At 70.5% G+C, this 22,108-nt stretch carries 17 protein-coding genes and 2 pseudogenes; 2 read left to right on the top strand and 17 right to left on the bottom strand.

Annotated features, from left to right (window positions below; translation table 11 throughout):
• Positions 1-849: 849 nt before the first annotated feature.
• Positions 850-1,499 (bottom strand): annotated as a pseudogene (locus ABT114_RS28620) (pentapeptide repeat-containing protein); the annotation flags it as partial.
• Positions 1,500-1,734: 235 nt separating this feature from the next.
• Between ABT114_RS28620 and ABT114_RS28615 the strand changes: the two are divergent.
• Together ABT114_RS28615 and ABT114_RS28610 are read left to right on the top strand one after the other, a co-directional pair.
• A complete protein-coding gene (locus tag ABT114_RS28615; protein ID WP_351145762.1) occupies positions 1,735-2,745 on the top strand; it encodes an aldo/keto reductase in 1,011 nt (336 codons plus the stop codon).
• A gap of 40 nt (positions 2,746-2,785) precedes the next feature.
• Entirely contained in the window at positions 2,786-3,202 is a 417-nt protein-coding gene (locus tag ABT114_RS28610) for an SRPBCC family protein (protein WP_351145761.1), read from the top strand.
• 102 nt (positions 3,203-3,304) lie between these two features.
• On the opposite strand, the gene ABT114_RS28605 is transcribed toward ABT114_RS28610, so the two are convergent.
• The 16 genes and pseudogenes from ABT114_RS28605 to ABT114_RS28530 all read right to left on the bottom strand — a co-directional run.
• Positions 3,305-4,306, bottom strand: coding sequence for a sugar kinase (locus tag ABT114_RS28605; RefSeq protein ID WP_351145760.1), 1,002 nt, complete (start codon positions 4,304-4,306; stop codon positions 3,305-3,307).
• Positions 4,303-5,205 carry an SMP-30/gluconolactonase/LRE family protein gene (locus tag ABT114_RS28600; protein WP_351145924.1) on the bottom strand — a complete coding sequence of 301 codons (903 nt, stop codon included), beginning with the start codon at positions 5,203-5,205 and terminating at the stop codon, positions 4,303-4,305. Before ABT114_RS28600 ends, ABT114_RS28605 begins: the two co-directional genes overlap by 4 nt.
• A gap of 62 nt (positions 5,206-5,267) precedes the next feature.
• Positions 5,268-5,900, bottom strand: a complete 633-nt coding sequence (locus ABT114_RS28595; RefSeq protein ID WP_351145759.1) for a bifunctional 4-hydroxy-2-oxoglutarate aldolase/2-dehydro-3-deoxy-phosphogluconate aldolase — start codon at positions 5,898-5,900, stop codon at positions 5,268-5,270.
• Between the two features lie 31 nt (positions 5,901-5,931).
• Positions 5,932-6,636 carry a hypothetical protein gene (locus ABT114_RS28590; protein WP_502988407.1) on the bottom strand — a complete coding sequence of 235 codons (705 nt, stop codon included), beginning with the start codon at positions 6,634-6,636 and terminating at the stop codon, positions 5,932-5,934.
• Positions 6,637-6,742: 106 nt separating this feature from the next.
• Positions 6,743-7,888: a galactonate dehydratase gene (gene dgoD, locus ABT114_RS28585; RefSeq protein ID WP_351145758.1), complete on the bottom strand. Its 1,146-nt coding sequence runs from the start codon at positions 7,886-7,888 to the stop codon at positions 6,743-6,745.
• A complete protein-coding gene (locus tag ABT114_RS28580; protein ID WP_351145757.1) occupies positions 7,885-8,622 on the bottom strand; it encodes a FadR/GntR family transcriptional regulator in 738 nt (245 codons plus the stop codon). Before ABT114_RS28580 ends, dgoD begins: the two co-directional genes overlap by 4 nt.
• A gap of 34 nt (positions 8,623-8,656) precedes the next feature.
• A complete protein-coding gene (locus ABT114_RS28575; RefSeq protein WP_351145756.1) occupies positions 8,657-9,430 on the bottom strand; it encodes an SDR family NAD(P)-dependent oxidoreductase in 774 nt (257 codons plus the stop codon).
• Positions 9,431-9,500: 70 nt separating this feature from the next.
• Positions 9,501-11,579 carry an alpha-galactosidase gene (locus ABT114_RS28570; RefSeq protein ID WP_351145755.1) on the bottom strand — a complete coding sequence of 693 codons (2,079 nt, stop codon included), beginning with the start codon at positions 11,577-11,579 and terminating at the stop codon, positions 9,501-9,503.
• Complete coding sequence (locus ABT114_RS28565) at positions 11,576-12,424, bottom strand: carbohydrate ABC transporter permease (RefSeq protein WP_351145754.1); 849 nt, start codon at positions 12,422-12,424, stop codon at positions 11,576-11,578. Before ABT114_RS28565 ends, ABT114_RS28570 begins: the two co-directional genes overlap by 4 nt.
• Complete coding sequence (locus ABT114_RS28560; RefSeq protein ID WP_351145753.1) at positions 12,424-13,359, bottom strand: carbohydrate ABC transporter permease; 936 nt, start codon at positions 13,357-13,359, stop codon at positions 12,424-12,426. The genes ABT114_RS28565 and ABT114_RS28560 overlap by 1 nt, the downstream gene beginning before the upstream one ends.
• 1 nt (position 13,360) lies before the next feature.
• A complete protein-coding gene (locus tag ABT114_RS28555; protein ID WP_351145752.1) occupies positions 13,361-14,647 on the bottom strand; it encodes an ABC transporter substrate-binding protein in 1,287 nt (428 codons plus the stop codon).
• Between the two features lie 113 nt (positions 14,648-14,760).
• A complete protein-coding gene (locus ABT114_RS28550) occupies positions 14,761-16,914 on the bottom strand; it encodes a DUF8189 domain-containing protein (RefSeq protein WP_502988406.1) in 2,154 nt (717 codons plus the stop codon).
• 917 nt (positions 16,915-17,831) lie between these two features.
• Positions 17,832-18,551, bottom strand: coding sequence for a GntR family transcriptional regulator (locus ABT114_RS28545; RefSeq protein ID WP_351145751.1), 720 nt, complete (start codon positions 18,549-18,551; stop codon positions 17,832-17,834).
• A 138-nt stretch (positions 18,552-18,689) separates the two neighbouring features.
• On the bottom strand, positions 18,690-19,550 hold the full coding sequence (locus tag ABT114_RS28540) for an amidohydrolase family protein (RefSeq protein WP_351145750.1): 861 nt from the start codon (positions 19,548-19,550) through the stop codon (positions 18,690-18,692).
• Between the two features lie 124 nt (positions 19,551-19,674).
• Positions 19,675-21,219, bottom strand: a complete 1,545-nt coding sequence (locus ABT114_RS28535) for a sugar ABC transporter ATP-binding protein (protein WP_351145749.1) — start codon at positions 21,217-21,219, stop codon at positions 19,675-19,677.
• Positions 21,216-21,869, bottom strand: a pseudogene (locus ABT114_RS28530) (ABC transporter permease); the annotation flags it as partial. The gene ABT114_RS28535 and the pseudogene ABT114_RS28530, both read right to left, overlap by 4 nt.
• Between the last annotated feature and the right edge of the window lie 239 nt (positions 21,870-22,108).

Raw genomic sequence — 22,108 nt, 5'->3', positions numbered from 1 at the left:
ACGGCGCTGCATGGGGTGTTGGTGACAGGTCTGTCGGGCGGTCGGGGTGGGTGGGCGTCTGGGACTGCCCCGATGCGCCCGCCGGCGGACCGGAGCAAGACCTGTTCGAGGCGCTCGACGTGCTGCGCTCAACGGCCGAGACAGTCGCCTGCAAAGAGTGCGCGGCGGCCGTACTCGGGCTATTCCTGGACCCAACGTAACCCGTCGCCATGGCCACTCCCCCGCCGCGCAAAGTCGATCTCGTCGAGCTCGAAGCGGTCGTGATCGTCGTCCATGACCGTCGCAACGCGTCCCGCGACGACACGTCACGCACCAGCCCCAAAACGCATGCGGCCCCGGACGGCACGAGTGCCGCAACCGGGGCCACAGACGAAAAACGTGGTCGCGAAGGGCAGTCGCCTACGCGGCGGAAGGCACTGCAGGGCTTCAGCCGAACGATCGTCCCTGCAGGCAATAGGTGAGGCCCGGGGACACTGTCCCCTTCACAACCACGCCTGCATCAACCATCCGGACCCCGAAACCATTCCCCGTGCGGCCACCCCGGGCGGGCGGACCTCCGCGCCGGCTCGGGGGGAATCTCGGAACGGAGGCCCGCACCTCCATCTGCCCTCCAAGCGCGGCTTCGGGCCGCCTAGGCGGTGCGATGGGGCTTCCTGGCGGCCACCTTCTTCGCAGTCGCTCTCCTGGCGGTGGTCTTCTCGGCGGTGGTCTTTTCCGCTGCCGCCCTCTTGGCCAGCTACTTCTTCGCGTTTTTTGCAGGCGGCAGCTCGTGGACGTCCGCCTTGCCGGTCTCCCCGCACGAAGCCCTCGCCCGGGACACTGCCGACCCCTGGCCGTGGGCTGGCTGGGTCAGCGTTTGACGCGGTTACGGACCGCCAGGACCGCCAAGCCCAGAAGGACGGGCTCGGTGACGCGGGACGCCATCTCGATGTAGGTGCCAGCGGTGGTCAGGTCCTGTCCGGAAGAGCGGAACACCACCGAGTTGAGCGTGACGTTCAGGGTCTTCTCGAAGCGCTCGCCGGTGGACCTGTCCCCGGTGGGGTTCTGGGGATCAGCCTTGTCGATCTCGAAGGTGACCTTGCCGCCGCCGGGCGGCACGGTGCCGGTCGCTTCCTGCTTCGGGGAGTCCTTCGGGAGCCCGAAGCCCATCAGCAGCACGATGGTGACGAGCATGGCGGCAGCAAGCCAGCCCAGAGTCCTGGAGGCGCGCAGGCCATAGCCGGACAGCAGCCAGTAGCCGTGGAGCAGCCCGCGTTCGGCGCGGGTGGTGCCGGTGCGGTCGTGGCGGCGCATCTCCATCTCGCCGTAGTAGAAATCCGCCGCCCCGGCTCGTTCTTGCCGTCCTCGAACGCCTTGCGCAGCGCCCGGTACACGGGCGCCAGCTGCACTGGCCCGACGTATCCGATGCCGAACACCGCCACGTTCCAGCCCAGGACTGCTGTCGGCTGGTTCGCACGCCAGTGGTGTTCTTCGGCAAGGGTGCGGCGTTGAGTGAACCGGGGAGCGATTCCTGGAGCCGCCGGCAGCCTGTTCCTCCTCGGCGAAGCCGCGAAACAGTGGAGTTTTCGCAGGTCAAGCAGAAGAGACCTCCAGAGACTCAAGTGCGTCCAAATCCGTCTTGGACAGTCTCAAGTTTCGCTTCTAGTCTCGAACACACAAGGCCGACGGGTTGCATATTTCATTGCATATCCGGCACGCACGGTCATCGCAATCAACACTGCAAGGAACTCCGCCATGAGCATCAAGTCTCTGCTGCCCGGACGTCTTGGCTTCGGTACGGCACCGCTGGGCAACATGTTCCGTGACATACCGGAGGAGGAGGCGGCCGCGACCGTCGCCGCTGCCTGGGACCACGGCATCCGCTACTTCGACAGCGCCCCGTTCTACGGGGCCGGGCTCGCCGAGATCCGCCTGGGTGAGGTGCTCGCCCAGCACCCTCGCGACGAGTACGTGCTGAGCACCAAGGTCGGCCGGGTCATCTACGACGAGATCGAAGACCCCGCCACACGCGACCTCGGCGAGAAGGGCGGGCTGTTCGAGTTCGGCCGCCCCAACAAGATGGTCGACGTCTACACGGCCGACGCCACCCTGCGCTCGATCGAGGACAGCCTCGAGCGGCTCAAGACAGACCGGCTGGACATCGTGTGGGTCCATGATGTCGCGAAGGACTTCCACGGCGACGAGTGGCTGTCCGTCTACGAGTCCGCACGCACGGGAGCGTTCCGCGTTCTGACCAAACTGCGCGAAGAAGGCGTCATCAAGGCCTGGGGCCTTGGCGTCAACCGCGTGGAGCCCATCGAGCTGACTCTCGATCTGGACGAGCCCCAGCCCGACGCCTTCCTCCTCGCGGGCCGGTACACCCTCCTCGACCACGAGCACGCTCTCCAGCGGCTCCTGCCCACGGCCGTCCAGCAGGGCGTGGACATGGTGGTCGGCGGACCCTACAGCTCGGGCGTTCTGGCCGGCGGCCAGCACTTCGAGTACCAGAAGGCAGCGCCGGAAATCATCGCCAAGGTCGAACGCATCAAGAAGCTCGCCCAGCAGCACGGCATCAGCATCAAGTCCGCCGCACTGCAGTTCGCCCTGTCACACCCCGCGTCCGCCGCGGTCATACCCGGCGCCACCAAGCCGAGCCGCATCTCCGAAGATGTCGCTGCCCTCGACGAGAAGATCCCCGCCGCGTTCTGGACCGCCCTGCGTGAAGAGAAGCTCATCTCCCCCACCGCACCCCTGCCCACCGCCTGACCAACTGCCTGCCCGGCACCGCACCACCCAGGAGAGGACAATGGCCACCACCGCCGCTCACATTGACGTTCCGGTCTCCCCCGCCCGTGTATGGCAGCTCATCGGCGGCTTCGACTCGCTGCCCGACTGGCTCCCCTATATCCCCGTCAGCAAGCTCAGCGAGGGCGGCCGCGTCCGCAGCCTCGCCAACGACGACGGCGGCGTCATCGTCGAACGCCTCGAAGCCTTCGACAACAAGGCCCGCTCCTACACCTACTCCATCCTGAGCGCCCCCTTCCCGGTCACTGACTATCTCTCCACCCTCACCGTGCACGGGGTGCCTGGAGAAAGCGGGTCCCAAGTGGAGTGGTCCGGCTCATTCACCCCGGTCGGCGTCGCCGACGACGAGGCCGTGGCACTGTTCCAGGGCATCTACGCGGACGGTCTCGACGCACTGAAGCAGGCACTCAGCGCCTGAGGCCCTTCGGGCGCCTGTCCATTGGCCGCCCAAGCCGGATGAGACACACTCACTGTCCGGCACTGGGATTCCCCGGCGCGGGGCTGCCCCGTGCACTGCGCCTCAAGGCATGGGTTCGCCCGGTAGGGCGGCCCACTCGTGCTTCGGCAGGTCCAGGAGGCGCGCGACGCGGGCGTCATCCGGCAGGGGTCCGCGGTCGCCCGTCACCTTGAGGGCCGACGTGGCCGTGATGTGTCCGAGTCGGAGCGTACGCTCGATGTCCTCGCCGCGCAGCAGGCCGGCCAGGAACCCGGCGGCGAAGGCGTCGCCCGCGCCGACCGGCTCCACCACGTCGGTGCGCAGCGCGGGCACGGTCCGGCTGTCCTCGTCCCCGAAGTCGCCGAAGGCGGTGGCCGTACGACTGCCGTCCTTGACCACCAGGAGGCGCGGGTGCGGCAACAAAGCGCGTACGTCGGCCGGTTCGAGGTCCGCGCCCCACAGTTCCTGCGCCTCGTCGAGGCCGACGAAGGTGGTGTCGGCGCGGTCGGCCAGGTCTCTCAGCACGGGGGCGGCCGCCCCGGGCGGCCACAGTGCCGGGCGGTGGTTCACGTCGAAGCTGATGGCATACGGACGTTCGCCGGGCGGGGTGGTGAGCGCCGCGACGGTCAGGCTGCGGCAGGACGGGGACAATGCCGGGGTCACGCCCGTGATGTGCACCAGGGAGGCCGCCCGCAGTCGCGCGTCGTCCAGTACGTCGGGCCCCATGGCCGAGGCCGCAGAGTTGCCGCGGTAGTAGTGGACGCGGGTACGGCTCCCGGTGGGCTCCTTCACGAGCAGGCCCGTGGGCCGCAGGGGGTCCTGGCGCACGCCGCCGACGTCGACTCCGGCCGCGCTGACCGCGGTGAGCACTCTGCGCCCCAACGCGTCGTCGCCCAGCGCCGAGAGCCAGGACACGGGGACGCCCAGGTCCGCGAGGTACATCGCCACGTTGGACTCAGCCCCGGCCACCGAAACCCGCAGGTCATCCGCGGTCTCCAGCGACCGGGACGGAGCGGGGGCCAGGGCGGCCATGGTCTCCCCGATGCAGACCACCGTTCCCTCGCGGGGACGCCAGATGTCCGTCATGACGCATCCCCCGCACCCGGAACCGGTGCCCGGTGGCGGTAGGCGGCCGCCGGGCGGCCCGGCACGTCGACCCGAGCGGTGAACACGGCGCCGTCGCGAGGGCCGGGTACGGTGAGTCCCACCCGGGCGGTCGTGATGTGCAGGAGGTTCCCCTCCAGGCACACGCCGGCGGGCTGCCGTGCGGGGATGCGGAGCGTGCGGTCGAGGCTGCCGTCGGGCAGATAGCGGCGTACGGTTCCTGTGCCCCACACCGCGACCCACAGGGCACCTTCAACGTCCACCACCATGCCGTCGGGGCTGCCGTCGTCGACGGTGACGAACACCTCCGGGGTCCCGAGGCCGCCGGTGACCGGGTCGACGGGGTGGCGCCGGACGACTCCCAGGACGCTGTCGGCCAGGTACAAGGTGTCTCCGTCGGCGGTGAACGCGGGCCCGTTCGGCACGGTGATGCCGTCGAGGACGCGGGTCACCGTGCCGTCGTGGTCCACCCGGTAGAGGGAGCCAGCGCCCTCCTCGGCGTCGTAGGCCATGCTGCCCGCCCAGAAGCGGCCGAGCGGATCGGCGCTCGCGTCGTTCATGCGCATGGGCCGTGCGGCGTCCGCCTCGGGCCGGCCCAGCCACCTCGTCGCCCCGTCGGGGCCGAGCAGGCAGATCCCGGTGCCCGCGGCGGCGATCCAGGTGCCGGGAGCTCCGGCCACGGGGGCCACCGCGCCAAGCGGCACGGGCAGTTGGGCCAGTTGTCGGAGCGGGTCGGTGGGTTCGCCGGCGGCGGCGAGCAGACGTCCCGCGAGGATGTCCACGAGCACGATGCCGTGCTCCGTCCAGCGGATGCCCTCGCCGAGTTCGAGACGGTCGGGGCGGAGGGCTTCGACTTGGGGCGCTCCCGCGGCGTCATCCACGGCTTTGGCCTCCACTCCCTGTTCGGCATGGGCTGCGCCCTCGGCACGCCCGGCTGGTTCGGTCACGGCGTGTCCTTCCGGCAAGCGGTGAGGAAGGCACGGGCGCGGTCACGCAACGCGGTCAGGCTGCCGCCGTCGGCGGCGTCGCCGACCAGGGGCGAGCCGACTCCGACCGCGCTCGCGCCGGCGGCCAGATATGCCCGGGCGGCCGCCTCGTCCACGCCGCCCACCGGTATGAAGAGCTCCTGCGGGAACGGTCCGCGCAGGGCCTTGAGATAGCCGGGGCCTCCGGCCTGGGCGGCCGGGAAGATCTTCAGCGCGGTGGCGCCGGCGGTCCGTGCGGCCACGATCTCGGTCGGGGTCATGACCCCCGCCAGGACCGGCAGGCCCAGTTCGCGGGCCGTGTCGACGCCGTCGCCGAGCGCCGGGGTGACGATGAAGTCCGCGCCGGCCCGCTGGGCGGCCCGCGCGTCGTCGGCGGTCAGGACCGTACCGGCGCCCAGAGGACGGTCGGGACCGAGCGCCGTACGCGCCCGCTCGATGACGGCCAGGGTGTCCTTGCCGCTCAAGGACACCTCGATCAGCTCGACGCCTTCGTCGGCCAGGGCCAGTACGGTGCGCACCGCGGCCTCGGGATCGGTGCCGCGGACGATCGCGAGCAGGCGGTGGGCGGCCAGGGCCGCTCGGAGATCCATGGGCGAAAAGCTCCTTGTCACACAGGTCGGTTCAGGGGCAGTGGCAGTTCGCGGTCAGCGTCAGCCGCCACCGCACCTCGCCCGAGGCAGGTACCCGCGCGGCGTCGCCGGGCTCTGCCTCGTTCAGGTCGAAGACGCGGCCGAGCATCGGCTCGACGCCCGTGCTGCGGTAGGGGCGTCCGTCGGGAAAGCCGCCCAGGTTGCGCCACAGCGCGACGGACAGGGGCTGCCCGTCGGCTTCGACAGCCAGGGACAGTCGGTCCGCGTCGTCGTGAACGCAGCAGCGGGAGGCGTCCACGACGGCCCCGACCGCGGTGCCGTCGTCCGGACCCAGGTGGTCCAGGCGCAGTCCGCAGGGGGCGGGCCAGCCGCCCTCCACCCACGGGGCACCCGCCGGCCACTCCCGCTCGAGCAGCGGGGCGGCCTCGGGGAAGAGACGGGTGCGCGCCCGGTCGCGCAGGTGCAGCGTCGCGCGGTCGGAGAGATCCAGCAGGGCGTGCGCGGCCCACACGAAGCGGAATCCCGTGTCGGCTGTCAGCACGTAGTCGGCCTCGGCTCCGTCGGCGGTGCCGCGGATCGTGCGCGTCAGGGTGAAGCGCTCGCAGTGGACGACGTCCGCGTCCCCGTCCCGCGTCCAGGGCCGGGACCAGGCGTCGCCGTGGTCGGGCAGACCGCGGACCGTGGGAACGCACTCCTCCAGCCCGCCCGCGTCCACGAAAGGGACGCCGGGTGACACGCCCTCCCGCTCGGGTGCCTCGCGCCGCCACATTCGCGCCCCGCCGTGCGCAGTGAGGTCCAACGGCCGCCGTGGGCAAGGTCGGTGACGATGTCCAGGGGCACGCTCACCACTCCGCGAAGGAGCCGTCGGCGTGCCGCCACACGGGGTTGCGCCAGCTGTGTCCGGTGCGGTCGGCGGCTCGTACGGCGTCCTCGTCGATGGTGATGCCGAGGCCCGGGGCGTCGCGGCGAGCGGCGTGCCCGTCGACGAACCGGAACGGCTCGGGGTCGACCAGGTAGGACAGCAGATCGATGTCTTTGTTGTAGTGGATGCCCCGGCTCTGCTCCTGGATCAGGAAGTTCGGCGTGGCGAACGCGACCTGCAAGCTGGCGGCGAGCGCGATCGGGCCCAGCGGACAGTGCGGGGCGAGCTGGGCGCCGTAGGCCTCGGCGAGCGAGGCGATGCGGTGCACCTCCGAGATGCCGCCGGCGTGGGACAGGTCCGGCTGGGCGACCGCGATGCCCGCGGCGAGTGCGGGCAGGAACTCGGCACGGCTGTAGAGGCGTTCACCGGTGGCGAGGGGAACCGGGCTCGCGGCGACCAGGCCGGCCAGCAGGTGGCCCTGCTCGGGCACGACGGGTTCCTCCACGAACAGCGGGTGCAGCGGGGCGAGTTCGGCCAGGACACGGCGTGCGGCGGCGGCACTGAAGCGGCCGTGGAAGTCGACGGCGACGTCCCTGTCGGGGCCGAGGGCCTCCCGGGCGGCTGCCACGCGGGCGACGACCGCGGCGGTCTCGGCGGCCGTGGGGACCGGCGAGGTGACTCCGGCCGCGTTCATCTTGACCGCGGTGAAGCCTGCCTCGACCTGGGCGGCTATCTGCTCCGTCAGCTCGGCGGGTTCGTCGCCGCCGACCCAGGCGTAGACCCGGACGCGGTCGCGCACCGGACCGCCCAGCAGGGCGTGCACGGGAGCGCCGTAGGTCTTCCCGGCTATGTCCCACAGGGCCTGGTCGAGGCCGGCGACGGCGCTGGAGAGGACCGGGCCGCCCCGGTAGAAGCCGCCCTTGGTGAGTACCTGCCAGTGGTCCTGGATGCGCAGGGGATCCTGGCCGACGAGGTACTCGGCCAGGACCTCGACGGCGGCGCGGACGACCTCGGCGCGCCCTTCGACGACCGGTTCGCCCCAGCCGACCACGCCCTCGTCGGTCTCGACGCGGCAGAACAGCCAGCGGGGCGGGACCAGGAAGGTTTCGATACGGGTGAGCTTCACTGAGACCGGGGGCCTTCCGTTTCATCGGAGGTGTCGACGCGGTCCAGATCGCGTCCGGCCTGGTCGAGCAGGGCCCGCATGGCGGCCTCGGCGGCCTGCGGATCCCGGTCGCGTACGGCGTCCAGGACGGCGCGGTGGGCCGGGACCGGGTCCTCGCTGTGGGGGGAGCTGTGCACGATGCGATCGCGGTGGGCCAGCCCGGACTCGATCACCATCTCCATGCGTTCGAGGAGTTCGTTGTGGGTGGCGTTGAGCAGGGCACGGTGGAACTGGAGGTCGGCCTCGACGGCGTGGGCGGCGTCGGTGTCCTGCTCCCCCATCGCCACCAGGGCGTCCTCCAGGGCGGCCAGGTCGGCGTCGGTGCGGCGTTCGGCGGCCAGCCGCACGGCGGCCGGTTCGATGATGGCGCGCACCTCGGCGAGGTTGTGCAGCAGCGCCCGGTCGGCCTCGGTGGTGCGGCCGCCCTCGAACTGCCAGCGCAGCACGTCGGCGTCGAGCAGGTTCCACTCGGCGCGGGAGCGCACGAAGGTGCCGCGCCGCTGGCGGGCGTCGACCATCCCCTTGGCGGCGAGGACCTTGAGCGACTCGCGCAGGGCGGTCAGACTCACGTCCAGTTCGCTCTGCAGCGCCACCAGGTCCAGCGTGGCCCCCTCGGGGATCTCACCGCCCAGAATGCGGCGGGCGAGGAGTTCCACGGTCTGGCCGTGTACGCCGCGACGGGCGTAGGGCGTCATGTCGTACAGCCTTTCTGATGAGTGGGGAGCGTGGTCATGCGGAGGCCTTGACGACGCTCCAGCCTCCGTCCACGACGAGACTCGTCCCGGTGATGTAGGAGGCTTCGTCGGCGCTGAGGAACGCGATGGCAGCGGCCACCTCCTCGGGGGACCCGAAGCGGCGCATCGCCGTTTCGGCGACGCTGCGCTCCCGGTCCTCGGGCGGGACCCGGTCCCACGCGGCGGTCAGGATGGGTCCTGGCAGGACGGCGTTGACGCGGACCTCGGGCCCGTACTCGACGGCGAGTTGACTGCACAGGGACAGCAAGGCGCCCTTGGACGCGGCATAGGCGGGATGGCCGGGGATGCCCTTGTGGGCGTGGACGGACGAGGTCAGCACCAGCGCGCCCCGGCGGTCCCGCAGATCGGGCAGGACCGTCCGGAAGCCGAGGAAGCTGCCGGTGAGGTTGACGGCGAGCTGCCGCTGCCACGAGGCGAGGGACGTCTCGTGGGCCGGTGCCACCTCGACGGTGTAGGCGTTGCTGACGAGGACGTCCACAGGTCCGAAGTCGTGGGCGGTGGCCATGATCCGTGTCCAGTCGTCCTCCGCCGCGACGTCGGCTCTCACGAACCGGGCGAGGCCGCCGGCCTCGGCGATCCGTGTGGCGACCGCCTCGCCCTGTTCCTCGACGACGTCGGCGATCACGACGGCGGCTCCCTCCTGGGCGAGACGGACCGCCGTGGCGGCTCCGATGCCGGAGGCCGCTCCGGTGACCACGGCCGTGCGTCCCGTGAAGCGGGCGCCGGGCCGTCGTGCGGACTGCTCCATCGTGGGGGTTCGACTCCTCTGTGGGCGGGGGACGGCTGATCGGCCGTCCTGAAAACATATGCCGACCGGTTCACTGCCATGTCAGCACCACGAGTTCGGCGTCGTGGTCGGCGCTCCAGGCGAAGGGCAGCCCATAGTGGAGCAGATGCGCTCCGCTGTACGTGCGTCCCGACTCCGCATCGCGATAGCGGGCCTCGGGCGCGAGGCCACGCAGCCGGAGCCGGGCGGGGCGCCCGGGCACCAGTGGGGCGCCGTCGAGCCGCCCCGTGCTGAGGGCCGCGACGACGGTGCGCCCTGACTGCGGATCGTCGTACTGCACACCGAAGGTGACGTCCTGCGGGGTGCCGAGGACCCGGGCGTCCCCCCGGTGGACGACGTCCCGGACGTCCTTGTAGCGGGCGATCCAGTGGGCGGCCTCGGCACGCTGCTCGGGCGTCCAGGCGCGCAGGTCCGCGCCGATGCCCAGGACCCCGCACATGGCGTTGACGAAGCGGAAGGCAAGGCTGCGCGGGCGCGGGTCGAAGATGCCGGGGGCGTCGGTGACCCAGGAGCTCATGACGTGCGGGGCGTGGGCGTGCAGAAAGCCGTACTGGATGGACAGCCTGTCCAGTGGGGCGGTGTTGTCACTGGGCCAGACGACATCGGTGCGGGCGATGGTCGCGTGCTCGATACGGGCACCGCCGCCCGCGCAGCCCTCGATCGTGACGGCGGGGTGGGCCGCGCGCAGATGGTCCAGGACGCGCAGGTAGCCGTCGACGTGCCGGGCATCCAGGTCGAGGTGGTCGGGGCGCTCGTCGCCGGGGCGGCCGCGCTCGGTGGGCGGCCGGTTCATGTCCCACTTCAGGTAGCTGATGTCGTGCTCGGTGAGCAGCCGGTCCAGGGTGCCTATGACGAAGTCCTGGACGTCCGTGCGGCCCAGGTCGAGCAGCAGCTGGTTGCGGACCAGGCGGCCGGGGCGGCCGTCGATCCGGTAGACCCACTCGGGGTGTTCGGCGTACAGGCGACTTGCCGGGCTGACGGCTTCGGGCTCGACCCACAGGCCGAAGTCCAGCCCGAGTGCCCGGACGTCCTCGACGAAGCGGTCGAAGCCCTGCGGGAACGCCGCCGGGTCCGGGTGCCAGTCACCCAGTCCCCCGGTGTCGTCGGCACGGCCGGTGAACCATCCGTCGTCCACGACGAACAGCTCGGCCCCGATGTCGGCGGCCACCTTGGCCAGCTCCAGTTGCCCGGCCGCTTCGACGTCGAAGCCAGTGGCCTCCCAGGAGTTGTAGAGCACCTTGCGGGGGCGGCTCAGCCGCTCGCCGGTGAGGTGGCGTTCGTAGCGGTGCCAGACGCGGGAGAGTCCGTCGAGGCCGTCCGGACTGAAGGCGCACGCGAGGCGTGGGGTGGTGAGGGTCTCGCCGGGGGCCAGGACCACGACGCCTTCGTGCGGGACGCGCCCGGCGCGGACGCGCAGGATGCCGCCCGGCTCGGCCTGCGCGGTGATGTGCCAGTTACCCGACCATTCGAGGGCGATGCCGTAAGCCGCCTGGCCGTCCCCGTCCTGCACGGCGAGCCAGGGGGCGTACGCGTGCCCGGGCGCGCCCTGGAGACTGCCCATGGTGAACGTGCCCCTGGGCAGGTCGAGTTGGATGCGCTGGAACTCCTGCGACCACTGGCCGGCGAGGTACGTCAGCCGGGCCGGGCCGGTGACGGGGACGTTCACGGCGGCCGAGTCGAGGCGCTCCAGGCGAAGTTCTTCCGTGGAGGTCAGTTCGGTCCAGCGGAGGATCACGTCCGTGCCCGGCACCGTCGCGTAGCACAGGACCGTACGCAGGCCCAGGACGTCGTCGGCGAACGCGAGCCGCAGGCTCCCCTCCCCCTCCTCCGCACCGGCGAAGTCCCACCACACGCCCCGCTCCTGACCGGGGCGCGACGCCATCAGCTCGGATCCCGTGAACGGCCGCAGCCCGTACGGCAGGTACTCGGCGGGCGCCGCGTCCGCAGGCGTGATGAAGTGGGTGCGACGGGACCAGTCGAGGGCGGAGGGTCCGTCCTCGACGCCGAGCGGGCCCCAGGCGTCGAGTTCGGCCCACGGGCCGTCCGGGGACAGCCGGACGGTGTAGCTGGTGTGCTCGGTGCGCAGGGTCCAGCGCCGGTCGGAGGTCACTTCACCGCTCCCAGGTTGAGGCCGGCCACGAAGTGCCGCTGGAACCGGAGGAAGACGGCCACGGTGGGTGCGGCGGCGATGACGGAGCCGGCGGCGATCACGTTCCACATCGACACGTACTGTCCTTGCAGTCCGATGAGCGCCGCGGTGATCGGCATCTTGGTGTCGCTGCGCAGCACGGTGATCGCCCACAGCAGGTCGTTGAAGATCCAGGTGAAGGACAGCGCGCTGAGGGCCGCCAGGGCGGGGCGGGCCAGGGGCAGGATGATCCGCCAGAAGATCTGCCACGGTCCGGCGCCGTCGACGACCGCCGCCTGCTGGATCTCCACGGGGATGGCGCGCATGAAGCCGTGCAGGACGAAGACGTAGAAGCCGACGCCGAAGCCGATCTGCACACCGATGAGTGCGGGCAGGGTGTCGTAGACGCCCATCATCTCGCTCAGCTTGGAGACGGGGATGAGCAGGATCTGCGGCGGGAGCAGGTTGCCGCCCAGCATGAGCAGCAACAAGGAGCGGCGGAAGGGGAGTTCGTAGCGGCTGAGCGCGAACGCGGCCATCGAGGCCAGTGCGAGCGTCACCAGGACGCACGGCACGGTGACCAGCAGGCTGTTGATCAGGGCGCGCTGCTGACCGCCGTCGCTCCAGGCCTGGCCGAAGTTGGCGAGGGTGAAGGAGTGTGGCCAACTGCCCAGTCCGTGCGCGGCGATGTCGTCGAAGGTGCGCAGACTGGTCACCAGGACCAGGGCGATGGGCAGCAGCCACAGGACGGCCAGGGCCCCGGCGCCGAGGTGGAATCCCGCGGTGGCGGCCCGCCTGCGGCGCAGCGCCGTGGAGGTGGTGGCCATCAGTCGGCCTCCCGGAACGCGCGGACGAGGTAGGAGGCGATGACGCCGAACGCGAGGACGAAGATGACGACGGCCAGGGCGGATCCGTAGCCCAGTCGCAGGGACTGGAAGGCGGTGGAGTACATGTAGGTGCTCAGCAACTCCGACGAGTGGTAGGGGCCGCCGCGGGTCAGCGACCACACGACGTCGAAGGAACGCAGCGAGTCGATGACGATGACGGACAGGACGACCGCGTTGACGCTGCGCAGCTGGGGCAGTGTGACGTGGCGGAAGCGCTGCCAGGCGCCGGCGCCGTCGACCTTGGCCGCCTCGTACAGGGCCGGGTCAATGCCCTTGAGACCGGCGAGGTAGAGGACCATGACGTAACCGATCTGCCGCCACAGCGCGGGCACGATCACGGCGTACAGGGCGGTGTCCTGGTCGGCGAGCCAGGCGTGGCGCAGGCTGCCGAGGCCGACCGACTCCAGGAGTTGGTTGAGAACACCGTCGGGCTGGTAGATCGCCTGCCAGACGAGAGCGGTGGCGACCAGGGAGAACACGACCGGCAGGAACAGGGCCGCCCGGTAGAAGCCGACGCCGCGCCGCTCCTGCTGGAGCAGCAGCGCGGCGGCCAGACCGAGCAGGGCGGACAGGCCGCCGAAGAGCACGAGCCACAGCACGGTGTTGCCGGCCGCGCCGCGGAAGACCTCGTCGTGGGCCATCTCCCGGAAGTTGTCCAGGCCCACGAACCGCGGTGCGGAGACGCCGTCCCAACGGGTGAGGGAGAGGTAGAAGCCCTGCAGGGCGGGCCAGAAGACCCATACCGCTTCGGCGAGCAGCGGAACGAGGACGAAGGCAAGCACCATCGGGGATGTGCGGCGCGGTCCGCCGGTCCGCCTGCCGCGGGGCGACGGCGGAGCCGGGGACTTCCGTACGGGTGCGGTCAGAACGGCCACGTCAGGCGTTCCAGATCTTCTCGGCTTCGCGCTGCCAGTCGGTCAGGATGCCGCCGATGGACTTCGGCTTGGCCAGGAACTTGGTCAGTGCGGTGTCCGCGGTGGGCTGGAGGGCGTCGCTGGAGTCCCGGTTGAAGAACTGGGTGATCTCGACGGCTTCCTCGATGTGCGCGCGGCCCTTCTTCACCAGGGCGGTGCCGGAGTCCTTCGCGTCCGGGTTGCAGGGCAGGACGGTGCCCGAGGAACCCTTGATGTAGCTCTCCTGGGACTCGGCGGTGGCGAGGTAGCGCAGCAGGTCGACGACCTGGTCATGACGGCCGGTGCGGGCGCTGGCGAAGTAGCCGTCGGTGGGGGCTTCCTCGGCGAGCGGGATCTTCGTGTCGATGACGGGGAAGCGGAAGAAGTCGATGTCGTCCAGGGCGTCCTTGGGCGCGGCGTCGGCGAAGAAGGTGCCGATGAGCATCATGCCGCTGCGGCCGTTGAGCAGGGCGGTCGTGGCGTCCTGGAAGGGGACGGCGGCGCCGTTCGGGTCGAAGTACGGCAGCACCTCCTGCCAGCGGTCGAAGACCTTGCGCACCTCGGGGTCGTCGAACCGGTGCTTGCCGGCGAGGAGTTCGCGGTGGTACTGAGCGCCGTTGATGCGGATGTCGAGGTAGTCGAACCAGGCCGAGGCCACCCAGGCGGTGTTGCCGCCCGCGCCGAGCCCGATCGGGGCGACGCCCTTGCTCTTGAGCTTGTCGCACAGGTCGAGGAAGTCGTCCCAGCTCTTGGGCTCGCTCACGCCCCACTTGGCGAAGTTGGACTTCCGGTAGAACATGCCCCACCAGTAGTAGGTGGCGGGAACGAAGACCTTCTTGCCGGAGGTCGCGGTGCACAGCGACTGCAGCGCCTTGGAGTACTTCTTCAGATCGGGCGAGGCCCAGACCTCGTCGAGGTCGAGCAGCAGGTTCTTCTTGGCGTAGGCGTCGGCCACCGAGCCGGGGTACCAGGTGTACACGTCCGGCGGGTTGGCGGAGGTGAGGTACGTCGGCAGCTGGGTGCGGAAGGTCTCCGCGGCGACGGTGTTGAGACTGGCGCTTCCCGATCCCTTCTTGGCGTAGGCGGCGACGACGTCCTCCATCGCGGCCTTGGCCTGGGGGGCGGAGAGGTTGGACTGGAGGGTCACCGCGCCCTTGGAAGAGCTCTTGCCCGAGGAGGTGGAGGTGACACAGCCGCTGAGCAGCGCGGCCGTCCCAGCGGCGCCGAGTCCGGCGAGGAACCGGCGACGATTGGGCTGATGGTTCGTCATGGAGTGCTCCCTGCGGATCCGCGCGAGCGGGGTGGGCCTTGCTGGAGGCCGGGCCCGCTCGCGCGGATCCAGGTTCGCGTGGCGCTCACACCACGTCAAGAATAATTACTAATTTATTTGAACTGGATCCGGTGGACGTAGCCGTCGACGCCGCGGAACACCGCGTCGACCGTGCCGCCCGGTCCGCCCACCGCTCCGATCGCGCCGTCAAAGGCCCCGCTGGGGAACTCCTGCCGCTTGCTCCAGCCCTGCCAGGCGCCGTTCTCGTACCGCTGCTGCCAGAGCGTGTAGTCGCCCGCCCGCGCGTACAGCAGCACGGCGTCCCCTACGACGACCAGCGTCGGACTGCCGCTGACGGTCCCGCCGACCGACGTCCACGGCGACCACTCCCCCGACGCCGGCCGGGACCGGGTCCAGACGTCGTCCGCGGCCGTGCGGATCGCCACCTGAGTCCGCCCCTGGGCGTCGACGACGGCGGACGGCCGCCCGTACACCTGCCGGCCGTCGGGGGCGCCCAGCGAGGACCACTCGGACGACGACGCCTCGCGCTGCACGACCTGCCCCTCGGTCCCGCGGGCGAACAGCGTCCAGTGCTCCGGGTCGGTGAAGGCCACCGACGGCGCGTCGGTCACCCGGCCGCCCAGGCTCCGCCAGGCACCCCAGCGTCCGTCGCTGAAGACCTTCCGGTACACCCGGGAGTCGGTGCCGCGTACGAAGACGTCGATGCGGCCGCCGGCCGACGCGTACGCCGCGGGCTGGCCCAGGATCCCGCCCGTCGTCGGACCACCCAGGTCACGCGTCACGCGCCTGCCCCCGGCGTCGCCGGACGTCGTGTGCTGGACGAGCGATCCGTGCGGTCCGCGCAGGAAGGTCGCGAGCGTGTCGCCGTCGCGCACCACCGCCGGGCTCGCCGTGGCCCGTTGACCGAGGCTGCTGCCGGGCAGCGCGTCCGCACCGGTCAGCTTCAGGAACGCGGTGCCGTGCGCGGGGACCGTGACGGTGTACTCGTCAGTGTGGTCACCCCGGTCGGTCCGCTCCCGCAGGTCACGGACGCGTACCGCGCCGCCGAGCCCGACGTCGGAGAACCGGACGGTGCGTTCGGCCGGCTGGTCGGAGCGGTTGAGCAGCACGACCGCGCGGCTGCCCCGACCGGAGAGGACCTTGCTGTAGACGTCGCCGACGGAGTCGGTGGCCACCCGTACGCCCTGGACGGCGAGGGGGTCCTGGTCGACGGCGATGATCTCCGGGTTGCTCAGCGTCTTGATCATCGAGTCCGACAGGGTGCGCGGGTCGGAGCCGAGGACGAGCGGTGAACCCATCTCGGCCCACATCACGAACTGGGTGGTGGACTCCTCCTGCGTCAGCTCCAGGGAGCCGTCGCCCATGCGCCGCATGGGGATGAGGTAGTCGGGGTCGTTGTAGTGGCCGGGGCCCTGCGCCTCCGGGTGCCAGGCGTTCGCGTCCATGTTGCGCAGCACGTTGGGCCACTGGCCGGGGCTCGGGGTGCCCCACGCGATGTCCGTACCGGTGCGCCAGGAGTCGGCGATCGTCGGAGCGTAGACGTACGAGTTGTGGGCGTCCTGTTCCGGTGTGTGCGGCAGGCCCCAGTCGTCGGTGAGCGGGTTGCACAGGTTCAGCAGCATCTTCCGGCCCGACTTGGCCACCGCGTCGCTGAACTCCTTGAACGCCGGGCCCGGATCGAGCTTGGCGCCGATCCCGCACAGGAAGTCGACCTTGACCGCGTCGATCTTCCAGCCGGCGAACTGCCGCGCGTCCTGCTCGTAGTGGCCCCGGCTGCCGAGGCCACAGCTCTTGCCTCCGTCGTAGGCGCCGGCGTCGGTGTAGATGCCCGCCTTCAGGCCACGCTTGTGGAGGTAGGAGACCAGCGCCGGGATGCCGGAGGGGAAGCGGTCCGGATGGGCGACCAGCCTTCCCTGCGCGTCCCGCGGGTTGTCCGCCTGCCATCCGCCGTCGAGCCACACGATGCCGTAACCGCTGTCACGCAGACCGCTGCTGACCAGCTTGTCCGCGACGGAGCGCACCTGCTGTTCGGTGGGTGCGCCCAGCCCGTAGTAGGTGTTCCAGCCCATGTAGGGCGTCGGTGCGAGACCGCTGTCGTAGTACTCGGGCGCGCCCTGGTCGACGGCGGGCTGCGCCGAGGCCACCGGGGCCGCGGTCACCGCGAGCACGGTGGCGATCGCGGCCGTGGTCGCACGGCGCGTCAGTCTCAGTGCCGCGGGTGTGCGGACCTGCGGGTGTGAAGTCACTTGCCTCTCCCGAGGATTGGGAAGCACGAGGACGTGACGCGGGCCGCACTGCGACAGGGGCCTACGACGTCACGGCGAAGACTGTGGCGCGTGACCGAAACCCTGTCAACATTAATTCCTAATTTAATAGAAAGACACTCCCTCCCGCCTCAGGGGTTGACGGAACCCTCCCCGCGCTCAAGCGTTTGGCAACGTTGTCATCCCGTTGGCGTCACGCGCTCCGTGTCATCTCCGGCCGCACCGCTGTCTTTTGATGGGACACCACCACTCATGACAGAGCGGGAATATGACCGCCTCGGAGGCACGAACCTGGTGATCACATGAGTTTCCAGGTCCCCGGAACGCCGAGCGAGCCCGTGGCTGCCCCGCAGCATCTCCCATGCCCGCCGCCTTGGTGCAACTCGCCTGTGCCGAGGCGGTGGCCCCGGTCAGCGATGCCGCCTGTCTGCGTGTCTCCCCGACCGTGTGCCCGATCCGAGGGAGCGCCGGGCCATCCGTGCCGCTGACCGCGCCGTGCCCACAGCAGCGACAAGCATGCCGGCTGAGCCTGCTCCCTGAGGGCGATCGGCAAGTGGATCGCGGACGCCCGGCGCAGCAACCGGGCGACATCACCACGGGGCGGACGTTGCCTGATGCGGCACTGGGACCTGCTGTACTGCCGCAGCTGCGCCTTGCAAGTCAGCACCGAACCAGCACGGTGCCCGGCCCTGCTGACTGATGACATGCGAGCCAGGCCACCCCAGCTCTGGGAGGCTGCGTTTCAGGACCAGCCACTTTCACTCACTGTGATGGGCAACAGGCTGCCCGCACCGGCGTCGGCAAACCTCCTGACCACGCCCCTGGTGAACGGGCAGGACCCGCCGTTCGGCTCCGACGCTCGCCCATGCAGCGCGGGTGCCGGACCTCCGGGACGCCGGTCAGGACTTCGGCTCCTGGCTGAGCTGGCGCTGAAGGCTGCGTGTGAGGTGCTCCGCCATGGCTTCCGCGGCACGGTCGGGCTTACGGCGCAGGATCGCGCGTACGACACGTTCGTGTTCCGCCAGCGTTGGGTCGTCAGCGCTCCTGACACTTCTGAGTCGAAAGACATGCAGATGGGAGTGGAGCCGCTCCACCGCATCGGCGAGCAACGGACGTTGCGAGGCCACTGCGATCGCGTCGTGAAAGCGCTGGTCGAGAGCGGCGAAGTCGCGGTAGTCCGCGTACCGCCCCGTCGGCCCCGGATGAGTCTGCATCTCCTCCACAAGCCGCTCGATGGCGTCGAGTTGCTCCTCGCCGGCGTTGACGGCGGCGAGCGCCGCTGCTCTCGGTTCCAGGAGGAGCCGCATTTCGAAGAGCTCCTCGAGGCCCTCGCGGGTCAGCAACTCGGTCGCCCGGTACCCGGAGAGCGACCTCTTCACCACAAGTCCGTCCGCCTCGAGCCTGGCCAGCGCCTCACGGACGGGCGTAGGCGAGACACCGAGAGCACGCGACAGTGCCTCGATCCCCACACGTGCACCAGGAGCGATCTCATGGTCCATGACCATGGCCTTGATCTGCTCGTAGACGCTGTCCGAAAGAACCTGGCGACCAGAACCGGTCGATTGGCTTGTTCCTTCGGACGCCGGGGCCCTGGCAGAGGAACTGTCATGCGGTGGCATCCGTTCTCCTGCTCCTGCTGCTCCGGGGTTGTCGGGACGAGAGCAGTTTACCGAGGTGAGAGCATTGCCAGGCGCTGCCTCGGTCGCGCGGCCGCGCGGATGCCCGCAGTGGACGGCGGGCCCCAGGCGTCGGCGGCGTCACGGCACGCGCAGCCGGTAGGCGTTCGCGGCCGTGCCGCCGAAAACGGCACCCCGTTCGTCCACACTGAGCCCGGCCGTCAGAGCACGGGCCGCATCGAGCACCTCCGCGTAGTCGGCGGCCAGCGTGCACACGGGCCAGTCTGAGCCATACATGACCCGGTCCGGTCCGAAGGCGCCGAGGACCGTCTCAGCGAAGGGACGCAGGTCGTCGACTGTCCAACCACGCCAGTCGGCCTCGGTGACGAGGCCGGACAGCTTGCAGAAGGTGTTGGGTTCGGCCGCCAGGTCCCGCAGTTCCGAAGCCCACGGTTCGAGCACACCCGCCACGATGCCGGGTTTGCCGATGTGATCCAGGACGAACCTGAGGCCCGGCAGACGACGGGCCGCGGCGGTGGCCGCGGGCAGTTGGTGCGGGAGGATGACGAGGTCGTAGGCCAGGCCCACGCCAGCCACCGCGGACAGGCCCCGCAGGACATCGTCCCGCACCAGCCACCACGGGTCGGGTTCCGACTGCACCTGGTGGCGGATGCCCACCAGCCGGCCGCCACCCGGCAGTTCACACAGCCGGGCCAGCGTGTCCGCCACATCGGGAGCTGTCAGGTCGGTCCATCCGACCACCCCGGCGACCAGCGGGTCGGAGGCCGCCTGCGCCAGCATCTCGGGTGTCTCCTCCGGGACCGTCATGGTCTGTACCATCACGGTCGCGCCGACTCCGGCTCGCTCGGCCGGCGGACGCAGGTCCGCCAGCGAGAAGGTACGGCGCAAAGGCGCGAGTTCGGCACCGGTGATCCATTCCTGGTCCCGCACGGCCAGATCCCACACATGGTGGTGGGCATCGACGAGCAGCGTGTCGCTCATGCGGTTTCCTCCTTCCTTCTCCGGTCTCACCATGTGCCCTGCACCGGCTGGGGCACGTCGCGATGCGACTCGCGGTACTTCTCCAACTGCTCGGGACGGACCCGGATCACCTGTGCCAGGCGTTTCATCCCGCGTCCTTCTCCGCAGTCACCGCCGAGAGCGCACGGTCGTGGATGATGCGGATGATCCGGCCGCTCATCCGTTCGTAATCGCGGTCGTTGTCGACCTCGCCGCGGATGCGGTGGTCGGCCATGACGAGGACACGGTCCGCCAGCGTGATCATCTCGGTGAGGTCGCTGCTGATCAGCAGGATCGGCAGACCGCCGCGGGCCAGCTCCCAGAGGAGTTCGTGGAAGCCGTGCTTGGTGCGCACGTCGACGCCCACGGTCGGCTCGTCGACGATCAGCAGCCGGGTGTCGGCTGCGAGCCATTTCGCCAGACTCACCTTCTGCTGATTGCCGCCGGACAGTTCACCGGCGTTCTGCTCGAGCCCCGAGACACGGATGCCGAGGCGGTCGACCAGGTTCTGCGCCACGTTCCGCTCTTCGGCGGCGGAGACAAACCCGAGGACTTTGGCCAGCTTCTTCCACACAGTGACGGTGATGTTCCGGTGGATGGGCTGCTCCAGGAAGACGCCCTCTTCCTTGCGGTTCTCGGTCAGGTAGCCGATGCCGTACTCGTGCAGCGCCTGGCGGGGGGAAGCGATCCGGGCCGGCTCGCCGTGCACCCTGATCTCGCCGCCGGTGACCCGGCCGAGGCCCAGAACGGCCTTGACCAGCTCGCTGCGCCCGGCGCCGACGAGGCCGTAGAGACCGACGATCTCACCGGGCCGCACCTGCAGGGAGATGTCCTGGTGGCCGTCGGCGGTGGAGATCCCGTCGAACGCGAGGACTGGGGCGGCCGTCCGGTCCGGGGTGCGCGGCCGCATCTCGGTCGCCGTGTGGGCGCGGCCCACCATCAGGTTCACTACGTCGTCGTGCGTGTGGTCCGCGAGCGGTGAGGACTCCAGCACTGACCTGCCGTCGCGCAGCACGGTGACGGTGTCGCAGTTCGCGAAGACCTCTTCCAGCTTGTGGCTCACGAAGACGACGCACGTGCCACGGGCCGTCAGCCGCCGGACGACGTCGAAGAGGCGCTCGGCCTCCCGCGAAGACAAGGAGGCGGTCGGCTCGTCGAGGAGCAGCACCTCGCTCTCGGTGTGGAGTGCCTTCGCGATCTCCACCAACTGCTGCTGGGCCACGGACAGTTCACGGACCGGGCGGTGCGGGTCGAGGTCCAGACCGAGCTCTCCCAGGCAGCGCAGGGCGGGCGCGTTCATGGCCTCCCGGTCGACGAGCCCACGGCGCGAGGGCGGACTCTGCAGCGTGATGTTCTCCGCCACCGAGAAGTCGGGTATGAGGTTGCGTTCCTGATGGACGACGCCGATGCCGGTCCGGGCGGCCTCCAGGGGCGAGCGCAGGTGGACCTCTTGACCACGCCAGGTGAGTCGGCCGCCGTCGGGCGTGTGGACACCGGTCAGGACCTTGATGAGGGTGGACTTCCCCGCGCCGTTCTCACCCAGCAGCGCGTGCACGGTTCCGGCCGTCAGGCGCAGTCCGACGCCGTCCAGGGCCCGTACTCCGGGGAAGACCTTGACGATCTCCCGGCCTTCGAGAAGGACGTCGCTCATCGCGCACCTCCCGCGTTCGGCAGGGCGGGGTCGGCCGTCGGGCCCCGGTCGACGGGTGCCGACGGGGTACGTCCTTGTGCCTTGCCCTTCTTCTCCAGCTGTGTTTGGTGGATGTGGCCGCCGGCCACCGTGCCGAGCACGACCAGGCCGATGAGGAAGTTCACCCAGCTCGCATCGAGCGAGAACTGGGCGCGCGCGGCGTCGATGAGCCGCATGACGAACGCCGCCAGCACCGTGCCGAACACGGCGACGGAGCCGCCGTTCAGCGCGACACCTCCGATGATCGGAGCGGCGAAGCTCGGCAGCAGCCAGTCTCCGCCGACACTGCTGTTGACACCGGGCAGCGAGGCCGTCGCAGTCACGGCGGCGACGCCGACCAGGAGACCGGACAGGGTGTGGGCGAGCACGATCTGCCGGTCGGTGGAGATGCCCGACAGTCTCGCCGCCAGCGGGTTGCCGCCCGCCGCGAGGAGTCGCCGGCCCGCGGTCGCGCGGTACATGAACGCGGCCAGCAGGGCCGCCGCGGCGAGCGCGGCGAGGAACACCAGCGGGAGGTTCAACGGAGCCGCCCGGCCGAGGTCCTTGAGAGTCGGTGAGTAGCCGTCGATGGTGCGCGTGCCGGCCAGCCGGTACTGGGCCCCCAGCAGTAGCGGCGGTCACGGTACTCAAGGGCGAGTTCCGTCGTTCCGGGCGCCGGCTCGCTGATCCGGTAGCCCAGGTGCGCCACCCGAAGGACCGGGTGCCGTCGACGAACCGCACCCGGAGGGACGGCGCTCCGTACCGGACCCACCGTCGACCGGCAACTCCTCTCCGGCCGGGGAACGGCCCTCGAAGCTGCTGACCTCCCCCGCCGGGAGAGGCACGAGCTGACCGGCCGCCGCGACGGACA

It is taken from the genome of Streptomyces sp. NPDC002088 (assembly GCF_040296605.1).
Classification (GTDB): Bacteria; Actinomycetota; Actinomycetes; order Streptomycetales; family Streptomycetaceae; genus Streptomyces.
This window is presented reverse-complemented; position numbering and strand designations above follow the sequence as displayed.

Coding starts and splice junctions, on each gene's coding strand:
- ABT114_RS28535 (WP_351145749.1), bottom strand. CDS start 21,219: ATGAGCGACGTCCTTCTCGAAGGCCGGGAGATCGTCAAGGTCTTCCCC.
- ABT114_RS28565 (WP_351145754.1), bottom strand. CDS start 12,424: ATGGCCACCACCTCCACGGCGCTGCGCCGCAGGCGGGCCGCCACCGCG.
- ABT114_RS28580 (WP_351145757.1), bottom strand. CDS start 8,622: ATGACGCCCTACGCCCGTCGCGGCGTACACGGCCAGACCGTGGAACTC.
- ABT114_RS28610 (WP_351145761.1), top strand. CDS start 2,786: ATGGCCACCACCGCCGCTCACATTGACGTTCCGGTCTCCCCCGCCCGT.
- ABT114_RS28605 (WP_351145760.1), bottom strand. CDS start 4,306: ATGACGGACATCTGGCGTCCCCGCGAGGGAACGGTGGTCTGCATCGGG.
- ABT114_RS28595 (WP_351145759.1), bottom strand. CDS start 5,900: ATGGATCTCCGAGCGGCCCTGGCCGCCCACCGCCTGCTCGCGATCGTC.
- ABT114_RS28575 (WP_351145756.1), bottom strand. CDS start 9,430: ATGGAGCAGTCCGCACGACGGCCCGGCGCCCGCTTCACGGGACGCACG.
- ABT114_RS28540 (WP_351145750.1), bottom strand. CDS start 19,550: ATGAGCGACACGCTGCTCGTCGATGCCCACCACCATGTGTGGGATCTG.
- ABT114_RS28615 (WP_351145762.1), top strand. CDS start 1,735: ATGAGCATCAAGTCTCTGCTGCCCGGACGTCTTGGCTTCGGTACGGCA.
- ABT114_RS28555 (WP_351145752.1), bottom strand. CDS start 14,647: ATGACGAACCATCAGCCCAATCGTCGCCGGTTCCTCGCCGGACTCGGC.
- ABT114_RS28545 (WP_351145751.1), bottom strand. CDS start 18,551: ATGCCACCGCATGACAGTTCCTCTGCCAGGGCCCCGGCGTCCGAAGGA.